Origin of the sequence: Neobacillus sp. GCM10023253 (assembly GCF_042653105.1) — a bacterium.
GTDB classification, from domain to species: domain Bacteria; phylum Bacillota; class Bacilli; order Bacillales; family Cytobacillaceae; genus Neobacillus; species Neobacillus citreus.
Genome location: NZ_JBHSHV010000003.1, coordinates 677976 through 690346 on the forward strand (window position 1 = coordinate 677976; position 12371 = coordinate 690346).

11 protein-coding genes are annotated in these 12371 nt (G+C 40.8%); 9 read left to right on the forward strand and 2 right to left on the reverse strand.

What is annotated here, in order from left to right; translation table 11 throughout:
* Positions 1-390: 390 nt before the first annotated feature.
* The 3 genes from ACFPA1_RS03690 to ACFPA1_RS03700 all read left to right on the forward strand — a co-directional run bounded on the left by ACFPA1_RS03690 (position 391) and on the right by ACFPA1_RS03700 (position 2096).
* Positions 391-1080 (forward strand): CoA transferase subunit A, encoded by a 690-nt coding sequence (locus ACFPA1_RS03690; RefSeq protein ID WP_378581358.1) that lies wholly within the window; start codon positions 391-393, stop codon positions 1078-1080.
* Entirely contained in the window at positions 1080-1754 is a 675-nt protein-coding gene (locus tag ACFPA1_RS03695; RefSeq protein WP_378581360.1) for a 3-oxoacid CoA-transferase subunit B, read from the forward strand. The genes ACFPA1_RS03690 and ACFPA1_RS03695 overlap by 1 nt, the downstream gene beginning before the upstream one ends.
* A 117-nt stretch (positions 1755-1871) precedes the next feature.
* Entirely contained in the window at positions 1872-2096 is a 225-nt protein-coding gene (locus ACFPA1_RS03700) for a hypothetical protein (RefSeq protein WP_378581362.1), read from the forward strand.
* A 55-nt stretch (positions 2097-2151) separates the two neighbouring features.
* Here the strand turns inward: ACFPA1_RS03700 and ACFPA1_RS03705 are convergent, their stop codons facing one another.
* A complete protein-coding gene (locus ACFPA1_RS03705; protein ID WP_213140540.1) occupies positions 2152-3036 on the reverse strand; it encodes a LysR family transcriptional regulator in 885 nt (294 codons plus the stop codon).
* Between the two features lie 168 nt (positions 3037-3204).
* Here ACFPA1_RS03705 and ACFPA1_RS03710 point away from each other — a divergent pair, with 168 nt between their 5' ends.
* Positions 3205-6093: a 2-oxoglutarate dehydrogenase E1 component gene (locus ACFPA1_RS03710; protein ID WP_378581364.1), complete on the forward strand. Its 2889-nt coding sequence runs from the start codon at positions 3205-3207 to the stop codon at positions 6091-6093.
* Between the two features lie 394 nt (positions 6094-6487).
* On the forward strand, positions 6488-7741 hold the full coding sequence (odhB, locus tag ACFPA1_RS03715; protein WP_378581366.1) for a 2-oxoglutarate dehydrogenase complex dihydrolipoyllysine-residue succinyltransferase: 1254 nt from the start codon (positions 6488-6490) through the stop codon (positions 7739-7741).
* A gap of 114 nt (positions 7742-7855) precedes the next feature.
* Here the strand turns inward: odhB and ACFPA1_RS03720 are convergent, their stop codons facing one another.
* On the reverse strand, positions 7856-8131 hold the full coding sequence (locus tag ACFPA1_RS03720) for a YqhV family protein (RefSeq protein WP_213140537.1): 276 nt from the start codon (positions 8129-8131) through the stop codon (positions 7856-7858).
* Positions 8132-8295: 164 nt separating this feature from the next.
* Between ACFPA1_RS03720 and ACFPA1_RS03725 the strand changes: the two genes are divergently transcribed.
* From ACFPA1_RS03725 to ACFPA1_RS03740, 4 genes are read left to right on the forward strand one after another with little or no spacing between them, the layout of a single operon-like run.
* Entirely contained in the window at positions 8296-9855 is a 1560-nt protein-coding gene (locus ACFPA1_RS03725; protein ID WP_378581369.1) for a spore germination protein, read from the forward strand.
* Positions 9852-11006, forward strand: a complete 1155-nt coding sequence (locus ACFPA1_RS03730; RefSeq protein ID WP_213140535.1) for a Ger(x)C family spore germination protein — start codon at positions 9852-9854, stop codon at positions 11004-11006. The genes ACFPA1_RS03725 and ACFPA1_RS03730 overlap by 4 nt, the downstream gene beginning before the upstream one ends.
* 3 nt (positions 11007-11009) lie before the next feature.
* Positions 11010-11228 carry a hypothetical protein gene (locus ACFPA1_RS03735; RefSeq protein ID WP_241113648.1) on the forward strand — a complete coding sequence of 73 codons (219 nt, stop codon included), beginning with the start codon at positions 11010-11012 and terminating at the stop codon, positions 11226-11228.
* Positions 11225-12328: a GerAB/ArcD/ProY family transporter gene (locus tag ACFPA1_RS03740; protein WP_213140534.1), complete on the forward strand. Its 1104-nt coding sequence runs from the start codon at positions 11225-11227 to the stop codon at positions 12326-12328. The genes ACFPA1_RS03735 and ACFPA1_RS03740 overlap by 4 nt, the downstream gene beginning before the upstream one ends.
* The last annotated feature ends 43 nt before the right edge of the window (positions 12329-12371 follow it).

Below are 12371 nucleotides of genomic sequence, written 5' to 3' on the forward strand. Positions count from 1 at the left end.
GTCTGTAAAATAATGTTATGGGCCAGCCTCGCTGCTAACCAGTTAATTTTATTTGTTAAAGTTTGTTAAAAACTAGAATATATCAACTCCTTCACTTAATTCTGCCGAAAGTACGTACTTCTGAATCGCATTTCCGATTCATCTCTATTTTAACTATAAAAATATTATTCTTATTTGAAAATATAATTAAATTTCTGAATATTGTCAATAAAAAATATATGATTTAGATAAATAATATATGATTCGATAAAATCATATATTATTTTAAAAGATATCCGATTGACTCAAATCGTATATTATTTTAAAATTAAAAATATCTAAAATTTTAAAATTATCTAACTTTTCCACTCTAGGTCAGAGTGGTCTTGTTAATGAAATGGGGAATGAAATTTGCAATCTGAGTTGGAGAATCCAATTAAGACGAATGTCCAATTTCTTTCAGTCGATGAAGCGATAAAGCAAATTCCTAAGAGTGCAACCATGTTAGTAGGGGGATTTGGTGCAACAGGGGTTCCGGAATATTTACTGCAAGGAGTAATCGATAGAACGGAACTTCAAGATCTGACCATCATTAGCAACAATATTACAAAAGAGACGAATTTGAATGTTCTATTTCAACAAAATCGGATTAAGAAAGCGATTGGGTCGTATTTTACTACCAATAAAGAGGTAGTACAGGCTTATCGGGAAGGCCGAATAGAAATTGAATTATTACCACAAGGAACCTTTTCGGAAGCTATTCGTTTAGGCGGATCAGGAGTTCCTGCCTTTTACACTCCGACAGCAGCTGGGACAGAACTTGCAATAGGGAAAGAGACGCGGATCTTCAATGGGCGGGAATATGTTCTTGAACAAAGCTTATTTGCCGATATTGCCCTAATAAAGGCGTATAAAGCAGATAAGGCCGGTAATCTCATATATAGGAAGTCCGCTCGAAATTTCAATCCAATCATGGCAATGGCAGCTGATCTTACAATTGTTGAAGTAGGAGAAATCGTTGAAATAGGTGAGCTTGATCCAGAATCGATTGTCACTCCTTTTGCATTTGTAGATATTGTGGTTCAAAGGGAGGAGCTGTAATGGGAAAATCAATGAAAGAGTATATTGCATGGCGTTGTGCACAAGAATTAACATCAGGCATCGTGAATCTTGGAATTGGTATTCCTACTCTAGTTGCTGATTATCTTCCACAAGGTCTGGTGACGCTCCACTCGGAGAATGGGATTCTTGGGGTGGGATCAGACCCTAGTCCGGATCAAATCGACCCTGATTTAGTTAATGCCGGAAAAGCTCCGGTAACAGTTTTGCCTCATGTGTCCTATTTTGATAGTTCTATCTCTTTTGGAATGATGCGGGGTGGTCATATCGATACAACCGTTATTGGAGCACTGCAAGTATCGGAACAAGGTGATATATCAAGTTGGGCAATACCAGGAAAAGACGTGCTTGGGGTTGGCGGCGCTATGGATTTAGTAGTCGGGGCAAAAAGGGTAATTGCAGCGATGACACATTTGAATCAAAAAGGAGAGCCAAAAATACTCCGTGAATGCACGTACCCACTTACTGCTAAAAAAAGAGTTGATACGATTATCACAGAGTACGCCGTTTTTAAATTTCGAGATCAGCAACTTTGGTTAGTGGAAATGAGTGATGAAATCACAATGGAACAACTAAAAAAAATAACACCTGCCTACTATGAAATAGCAAATGATTTTAAAATTTTTAATAGAAAAGAATTGATTAATCAACGTTAAATTTATGTTTTTAATAAGGAAACGCTTGGATTTCGTCTGGATTCAGCCGGAGAAATTGCTGCTTTCCGGGATCAATCCGAACCGCCGCGCCATGAAATTGAGAATTTATTTTCCTACATGTGGAATTTGGTTGAAACAATCCTCGAGGTCCAAGAAAATCAGCATCTGCATAGTGATGATTGGCAACGAACAATCTATATCGACACTTTAGGCGTTAAGACAACAGATTTTGACCTTGACCGCCAAAGAAAAGAAGCACTTGTGAAATCCGGAAAGGAATTCGCCCTTAAATATTTTGAATGGTATGATGGTGCCGACAAACCGCCGGCAAATCGGCCGTAAGATAAAAAGATTCAGACCAAATTAGTCTGAATCTTTTTATCTTGAACATGTCTTTTTAATGATTTTTCCAATCTAAATTTTCGATGAAATGGACGAATGCATTGACAACATTCCATTCCATAGATTCCTTATGGTAATACATCCAAGTTCTTCGCAAGATAGGACTTCCTTCTTGATCCGTTAATGGAATTTTGTATAAGTCTTCTATTCCGGCAAGTACCCTGCTGGACAAGATGCCATAGCCTAAACCATTTATAACCATCTCTTTACACGTATCCACTTGGTCCACTTCGATACTGATAAAGGGTGCTTCCGCATAATTTTCAGCCCACCAATGATCAATTATTGATTTTAATAAGTAATCCCCTCTATAATCAATTCTCGGGAGACGAGGAAGATCCGTTATATCAATCTGCTTCGTAGAAGCGATGCAGATGGTTTCCTCAAATAATTGATGGATCGATAACCCCCTCCAGCCATAGTCTCCTCGAACAAAACCGATATGAACATCCTTATTGTGAATGAGCTGTGTTACGTCTCTGCTCCATCCTGTTATCACTTTGAATTCCACATGAGGATATTGATTTTTGAATAATTTTAAAAGATAAGGAAGTTCATTATTCGCGAAATAATTGGATACCCCCAATTTCAACGTACCTGCCACTTCATTCTTTTCGTTATTACTCATACTTTGGACATTTTCTTTGATTTTTTGAAAATGGGCCAGTGCTTCCTCGGCACATTGGACAAGATATTCTCCTTGCGGGGTAAAATGTACACCACGGCTTTCACGGGTTACGATTTTAACACCCAGTTCTTCTTGCATATGTTTTAATCGGCTCGTTAATGCAGGTTGAGTCAGAAATAATAGACGAGCTGTTTTCGTTAGATTTTTTTGATTATATAGTACCTTCAATATTTCCCAATCGCGATAATCCATTGTTCCACCTATCTATCTGATATAAATAATTTTTATAATAAAATATAATTTTTTAGCATTTTATTTATTTCAATTATTACATTATCCTTATCCATAGGCAATTGATAATTATTACTATTTATCTATTTAAATATAAAACATCAGAACTGAATCATGGGGGTATTGTAAATGGGAGTAAAGGACAACCAACCAAATCCATGGAAAAAATTTATTGGTCCGAACCTTGGATACGTAATTGAACAATATGAACGGTTCACGAACGGAGAAGAATCCGTTGATCAAGAATTAAAAGAGCTTTTCATTAAATGGGGCTCACCATTGTCCTATGAAACAATTCAAATAAAAGAAACCGTTGAAAATGTACCTGCTCTTCCTTCAGCAAGTATAGAGAAAGTAATGAAAGCGGCTAAACTGCTTGAAAACATTCGTACAAATGGCCATTTGGCAGCAAACATAAATCCTTTGGAGGAGAATCGAAAGGGTCAAGAGTTGTTCAATCCTGTAAAACATGGAATAAGTGAACAGGATTTGAAAGCGATACCAGCTAAATTGGTTTGGGAAGAGGCACCGGAAGATGTTGAAACCGCATTTGATGCCATGAACCGTTTAATGGAACGCTATACATCATCCCTTGCATACGAGTTTACGCATGTTAGTGATTCGGAGGAACGAATTTGGCTGACTCAGATGGTGGAGACGGGTTTCTTACAACGCTCCTTATCTAAAGAAGAACGAACAAACCTGTTAAAGAGTTTGACAGAAGTTGAGGGATTTGAACAATTTTTACACAAAACCTTCGTTGGTCAAAAAAGATTTTCCATTGAAGGTGTAGACATGCTTGTCCCAATGCTTGATGAAGCAGTGCGTGAAGGTGTTGAAGAAGGAGTCCGCAACGTTGCAATTGGGATGGCGCATCGCGGACGTTTAAGTGTTCTCGCACATGTGTTAAAAAAACCATACAGCAAGATTTTCTCTGAATTTCAGCACTCCCACGCCAAACAACAAGGTCCGTCAGCAGATTTAGTCGACATTAGCGAGGGCTGGACAGGGGATGTGAAATACCATTTAGGACGCAATCGATTCGTTGAAGGCACTGGTACCGTTCGCACTCGTATTACCTTGGCGAATAATCCAAGCCATCTTGAATTTGTCAATCCGGTAGTCGAAGGTTTTGCCAGGGCCGCCCAAGAGGAACGAAAGAAACCAGGTTATCCGGAGCAGGATGTTAAAAGAGCGTTTGCGATTTTGGTCCATGGCGATGCAGCCTTTCCAGGCCAGGGAATTGTAGCGGAAACTTTGAATTTAGGTGGATTAAAAGGATACGGAACAGGAGGAACCATCCATATTATTGCGAATAACATGGTCGGTTTTACGACAGATAGCCACGACTCTCGTTCAACTCGATATTCCAGTGACTTAGCAAAAGGATTTGAGATTCCGATTGTCCATGTGAATGCAGATGATCCAGAAGCATGTCTGGCAGCTGTTCACCTTGCTTATCAATACCGTGTTCGTTTCCAAAAGGATTTTGTGATTGATTTAGTCGGTTACCGCCGATTTGGCCACAATGAAATGGACGATCCTGCGGTTACCCAGCCACAGGTGTACAAAAAAATCGCCAAGCATTCAACTGTAAGAGCATTGTATTCTACTCAACTGTTAGTTAACGGAACTCTAAATCAACAAGAAGTTGAACAAATCGATCTTAGCGTGCAGGAACTATTGCAGGCTGAGTATGACAAAGCATCAGAGAAGAAGCAGGGTGAACCACCGGCAGAAGCAGCGGTTCCGGGTGTTATAGCGAAAGGAATTCCACCGCTGGAAACAAAAGTACCGCTTGATACTCTTCAAGAATTAAATCGGGAACTGCTGAATTGGCCGGAAGGGTTCCATGTTTATCCAAAGCTAAAGAGGATTCTTGAGCGCCGGGAAACAGCATTGGAAGAGAACGGGAAAGTGGAATGGGCAGTAGCAGAGGTACTGGCCTTCGCTACGATGTTACAAGAAGGTACACCGATCCGCCTAACGGGCCAAGATTCTGAGCGTGGAACGTATGCACAGCGACACATTGTTCTTCATGACGAAGAAACAAACGAAACATATTCACCACTGCACCAACTTCAGCAGGCAAACGCTTCGTTTGCGGTTCATAATAGCCCGCTATCAGAAGCTGCAGTAGTAGGCTATGAATATGGCTATAATGTATTTGCACCAGAGACACTTGTCATGTGGGAAGCGCAGTATGGAGACTTTGCTAACACGGCACAACCTTTGTTCGATCAATTTGTGTCATCAGCAAGAGCAAAATGGGGGCAAAAATCAGGGTTAATTCTTCTTCTGCCACACGGTTATGAAGGCCAAGGCCCTGAGCACTCCAGCGCTCGACCTGAACGGTTCTTACAGCTGGCAGCTGAAAACAACTGGACTGTTGCCAACCTGACAAGTGCGGCCCAATATTTCCATATTTTACGCCGTCAGGCAGCCACTTTAGGTTCAGAATTTGTTCGCCCATTGGTAATTATGACACCAAAGAGTCTGCTCCGTCACCCGCAGGTCGCTTCTCCTGCTTCCGCTCTCAGCGAAGGCAGTTTCCAAACGGTGATCGAACAGCCGCAGCTCGGAAAAGCGACAGATAAAGTAAAACGATTAGTGTTAACAACGGGTAAGATGGCCATTGATTTGGCAGTTGAAATCGACTCAAGTAAAGAAAATCGAAATTTGGATGAGATACACATCGTTCGTGTTGAACAATTGTATCCATTCCCATTCGAAAAAATAGAAGCAATTATCAAGCGTTATCCAAACTTGAAGGAAATCGTTTGGGTGCAGGAAGAACCGAAAAATATGGGAGCGTGGCATTATATTGCCCCAACCTTATTTGAACTTGCAGAAGGCAGAATGTCCGTCGGTTACATTGGCCGCCAATACCGTTCAAGCACAGCAGGCGGAGATCCACTCGTTCATAAAATGGAACAAGAACGCATTGTCCAACAGGCATTAAATTCTGAGAGTCTAGTAGATACACAGAAACAAGAAACACAATTTGTTACACGCTGAAAATGAAAAAAGTCTATTAGCAAAGCTTTAATGGACAATCCGCTGGTGAATTCAGAGGAAACTGTCCAATAGAAGTAAAGGACAATCCGCTAGTGAATTTAGAGGAAACTGTCCAATAGAAGAGTTCTAAAGGACAATCCGCTGGTGAATTCAGAGGAAACTGTCCAATAGAAGAGTTCTAAAGGACAATCCGCTGGTGAATTCAGAGAAAACTGTCCAATAGAGGAGTTCTAAAGGACAATCCGCTGGTGAATTCAGAGGAAACTGTCCAATAGGAAACGATTTATCGGACAAAACACTTGGGAATGCCATGCGAAATGTCCAATAGAGCCACATCATTTGCAAAATAGAAATTAATAGGAGACTTAACAAAATACTCAGGAGGATTTGACACATGATTGAAATCAAAGTACCAGAGCTTGCGGAATCCATTTCAGAAGGAACCATTTCACAATGGCTCATTAATATTGGAGACAAAGTCACCAAGGGGAATAGTATCGTAGAGTTGGAAACGGACAAAGTGAATATTGAATTAAATGCCGAAGACTCAGGGGTTATCACTAAGCTATTAAAAGAGCCTGGCGATACAGTAGAAGTAGGCGATGTAATTGCCATTATCGAAGAGAATGCAGCTGAGGGAGCTGCTCCGGCTGCTCCGACAGCAGCACCGGAAAAACCGGCACAAGAAACAACCAATCAACCAATCAGCCATCCTGAGCCGGAACTATCTATAGCAGCCCGTCCGATTGCTTCACCAGCGGCAAGAAAATTGGCAAGAGAGTTGGGAATTGATTTACACCAAGTGAACAGCAGTGACCCGCTTGGCAGAATTCGTCCGGATGATGTGAAAGCACATACGCAAACACCGGCAGTACCGGAAGCTCCAAAAGTGGAAAAGGCAAGCCCAAAAACGGCACCAGCACAACAAATAGATGTTGAGTTTGATAAACCAGTAGAACGTGTAAAAATGTCACGCCGCCGTCAAACGATCGCTAAGCGCTTAGTGGAAGTCCAGCATACAGCTGCGATGTTAACTACTTTTAATGAAGTTGATATGTCCGCCATTATGGATTTACGTAATAAGAGGAAGGATGCATTCCTTGCAAAACATGGTGTTCGACTAGGGTTTATGTCGTTCTTTACAAAAGCCGTGGTTTCAGCCTTAAAACAATTCCCACTGTTAAATGCTGAAATTCAAGGCGATGAATTGATTCTTAAAAAGTTTTATGATATTGGAATTGCCGTAGCCGCCCCAGAGGGTTTGGTTGTACCGGTTGTCCGTAATGCCAACCAGAAAAACTTTGCCGAAATCGAGCAAGAAATCAGCACTCTTGGTAAAAAAGCTCGTGATAACGCCCTTACTTTAAATGATTTGCAAGGCGGAACATTTACGATTACAAATGGCGGAGTGTTTGGTTCATTAATGTCCACACCGATTTTGAATAGCCCGCAAGTGGGTATTCTCGGCATGCATAAAATCCAAACAAGGCCGGTTGCCATTGATGCAGAAAGAATGGAAAACCGCCCCATGATGTATATCGCTCTTTCATACGATCATCGAATTGTCGACGGTAAAGAAGCTGTCAGCTTCCTGGCAGCAGTAAAAGAATTATTGGAAGATCCTCACTCTCTTTTATTAGAAGGATAAAAAGTTACTGAGGAATCCGTTGGAATAATAGCAGGATAACCTACTCTTAAACGTGAGTAGGTTATTTTTTACTCATCAAGGAGCGGCAGAGCAGCCAGTAATCTCCCTTTTTAGTCACCATTTCACCCCAATTAAAATACAGCTTACCCCAAAAAAGATCCACAATATTTTTACAATCGATAATTCTCCCCCTGCCATTCCAAGAACGCCGATGGTGGTTGTCAATATGAGGATCACTGGCCCGACCAGTGCAAGGGAACTATTAACGATAAGTGCTTTTTCAATTGAATTAAATTTTATCATCAGCACAGCAGCAAATATTTCGATACTGCCAGACAAGACCCTCAGCATAGCCATGGCCAAAACTGCTTTTTCAATAAAAATAAACATATGTAACCCCCTGAAAACAGTTAGTCATCCTCATTATATGAAGACAATCCGTATACAAGGACAAGTTTTTAAAAATACCAAAAGGGATAATTTTCAACTACTGGGTAATATTAAAAATGGTTTTGGAATATCCACGGCCAAAATTATCGACACGGAGGACTCCAATGAAGAAATTAAAAAAATTGAAATCCTCTAAAGAAAAATCACTATCAAGTGATGAGACTCATAAGGAGATCCAGGCTGACTTACAGGTCAACATTGAGATCTTAAAAGAACTCTTTCAGGATTGTACTGATGTTGTCTTCCGACCGGTGATTGCTGGCAACGTCCATGCCTGTTTGCTGTTTGTAGATGGCTTTGTAGATACGAAATCCATTGAACTTCATGGGTTAAAACAACTAATAGAAGAAAATGAAGTAAACCGGATTACAGCAGAGTTTTTGACAGAAAGAGTTATTTCGATCAGTTCTGTATCAGAAACAATCAAATTGGATGAAGTGGTCAGCAACGTATTGAAAGCCAATACCGTACTATTGGTTGATGGGCTGACGAAGGCGATTATTTTCGATGCTAAAGGGGGGGCACGAAGAGGGGTTTCAGAGCCCACAACAGAATCTGCCGTCCGCGGACCGCGTGAAGGGTTTACCGAAATATTAAGGGTAAACACGGCTCTGGTCCGTCATAAGATCCGCTCCAATCGATTAAAAATTCTTTCAAAAGACGTCGGGGAAGAAACGCAAACGAACTTAGCCATTTTGTATGTGGAAGGTTTGGCGCCCCCGGAATTAGTGGAAGAAGTCCTCTCAAGGATTGAGCGAATAAAAATCGATGGGATATTAGAAAGCGGCTATATTGAAGAGTTCATTGAGGACAGTGCGTGGAGCATGTTCCCCCAAATCCAAAACACCGAGAGACCTGATACAGTGGCCGCCAACCTCCTCGAGGGCAGAATTGCCATCATCGTTGACGGGACACCTTTTGTATTAATTTTGCCGGCAACCTTTTGGCAGTTTTTTCAGTCAAGTGAAGATTATTACGATCGGTTTCATATTTTTATTTTTTTAAGGCTGCTCAGAATTTCCTTCGTGTTTATTGCCATCACATTACCGGGTATATATGTCGCTGTAACCACCTATCATCAGGAGATGATTCCCACTTCGCTGCTTTTATCAATTGCCGCAAGCCGGGAAGCCATACCGTTTCCCATGTTTGTAGAAGCGCTGATTATGGAATTGGCGTTTGAAGCATTGCGGGAAGCGGGAATTCGACTTCCGCAAATTGTCGGACAGGCAGTAGGGATTCTTGGTGCCCTGGTTATTGGGCAGGCGGCGGTAGAAGCCGGAATTGTTTCCGCGCCAACGGTTATTATGATTGCGCTTACCGGTATCGCATCATTCACAATTCCAAGGTACAATATGTCCATTTCTGTACGGATGCTCCGCTTTCCGCTGATGATTCTCGGCGGTATGTTTGGGCTGTTTGGTGTGATATTGGGATTCTTGATTATATTGACACATTTATGCAAACTACGATCATTTGGGATTCCATATTTTTGGCCTATCGCCCCAATGTCATTTAAAGCTCTAAAGGATACCTTAATCAGGGTCCCATGGTGGGCAATGAACGAGAGACCAAATCAGTTGGTAAAAGAGGATGTAATCAGACAAGCTGATCATTTAATGCCTAGCCCTCCCAAGGCTGGCGAAGAAGGGAGTCCATCATGAAGAAGGCCCGGATTTTATTATTGATCCTGTTCCTTCTCATACCACTAACGGGCTGTTGGGATCGAACGGAAATAAACGATTTGGCATTTGTAGTTGGAACGGGAGTTGATAAGGGCCCGAAGCAGCAATACCGTTTTTCTGTGCAGGTACCTTTGCCAAGCTCTTTAGGCGGAACTGGCTCGAGCGGGGGAGGCGGCGGGACTAGCGGTGAGGGGCCTTTTCTTATCGCAACCGGGACCGGACGAAACATCAGGGAAGGTGTTGAAGACATCCAGGCAAGATTATCAAGAAAGCTTTATTTTGCTCACCGCAGGGTCTTGGTAATTGGTGAGGATCAGGCAAAAGAAGGAATAAGGGAAATTCTTAATGCTGTTTTTACCCAGCCTCAGTCAAGATTATCAACCTTTCTAATTGTTTCAAAAGGAGAGGCTGTTAAAATGTTAAAAGCCCAGCCGCGAATGGAACTATCGTCCGCTGAAGCGATGCGGGAAATGGCCAAAGCAGGTGCGAACTTGACCGTGATGGATGTCCTGCAAAATTTAGACCGGCAAGGAAAGTCTCTGATCATTCCGATGGTTGAACCAACTGGGACATTAAAAAAGGAAAGCGATGGAAAAGAGGTACTAATGGGCAGATTTGCTGTGTTTAAGGCTGACAAGCTTTCCTTCTTTACAAGTAAAAGGGAATCTCACGGCATCTTATGGCTGCTCGAACGGATGAAAAAGAAAAGCTATTCTTTTTCCGTTTCGAAAAATAAGGAAATGACAGTTCATATTAACGAAAATAGTGTCCACCCAAACTTAAAAATAGTGAATGGGAACCCTGAATTTGCCATTTCCGTCAGGGTAACAGGGCATCTAGTGGAAAATGAAGCAAATTTACGAATCGAAGACCCAGCAACCTATAACAAAATTATTGAAAATATGGAAGAGAAAATAAAGAATGATATCCATTCAATATTGAAACGTGCTCATACACAAGGTATAGATATTTATGGATTCGGATGGTTTTTATTTAAACGTCATCATCAAAAATGGGAGCATGAGTGGAAGCAGAATTGGAAATCGATGCTGCCTCACTTAAAGGTAACGGTTAAGGTGGACGCCGATATTCAAAGAACAACGAATACCGGGAATGTGGAAAGGAACTAACATATGGATATAGCAATTGTTTGGTTATCTCTTACCATTTATGTTGTGATTATTTTCAAGGCGAAAATTATTGATAAAAAAGAGCGTAAGTGGGTGTTCCTGTTCATTATGTTAACTGTCGGATGCACTGTTTTGACGGGTTTGCATCTTTCTTTAAATAGTGTTACTACATTTTTAAATGATTCCTTTGGAAGGCTGTCAAGAATGGTTGTGAACATATGAAGGAAAAAATCTCCAATCTTCAGTTAATCTTTCTAATTGCAAACTTTATTATGAGTGCAGCCGTTATCAGCCTGCCGCAAATTATCGTTCATACGGGACGGCAGAACGCTTGGCTTGTCCCGATTCTTTCATTTCCATTTTTAATATTGATCATTTATCTGATTTTTGGAAAGAAAGGGAAGGTGGAACGATTTGAACATCTCTTTGCCATCGGAAAGAAAGGGAGCCTATTGGAAAAAGGGATCATCATTTTATTTTTCTTTTTAGCTCTATTTGTTTTTGTACGTGATTTACGGGCGCTTGTTGATTTTGTGGCATCCGTACTTTTGCCAAACACCCCTATTAATATGTTAATGGTTCTATCGACCTTGGTCATCATTTATATCAGCATGGCTGGAATAGAGGTGATTGCAAGAATTAATGCCATCCATTTTTTTATTTTCATCATTGTGGTCCTTTTTCTGCCATTTCTTTTGCTCAACGAACTGGATGCGGGAAATTTGCAGCCGCTTCCTGGCCTGCAATCATTTAAAGCATTAACGAAATCTGTTTTTATATCTTTCTCCTGGATAGGGGAGCTGTTTTTTTTCATTCTGATCATTGCAAATGTTAATCCGCTAAAAGCAGCCCGAAAAGCAGTTATCACCGGTACGGCTTTAGGTGTGTTTCTGTTTTTGGTACTTCTTATTTTGAACATCTCGGTTTTAGGAACAAAAATAGTCCGTGAAGCAGCCTATCCAACCTACGTACTTGTCCAGCAAATCAACTTAACTGATTTTCTTGACCGGCTGGATTTAGTCATTGTGTCAGTTTGGATTCCGGTTTTCTTCTGCAAAGTAGCATTTCTAATGTATGTGATTAATTTTTGTTTTAGTTATTTCTATAAATCCAATACAAATAAATTTCTTCTGCCGATTGCGTTTACACTCGGGTATTTATCGATTCTATTGTTTAAAAACAGCATGGAACATATCCATTTTTCCTTTTATGCATGGAATTCACTCGGAATCTTTTTGGAAGGATCCATTGTTATTTTATTCCTCCTTTTGAAAAGAACGGTTCTTAAAAAGAAGGAAACTAAACCAGCTAATACGTCTTGAATGAGGAAAGAAACACGGTATAAAAGCCGTGTTTCTTTATGGG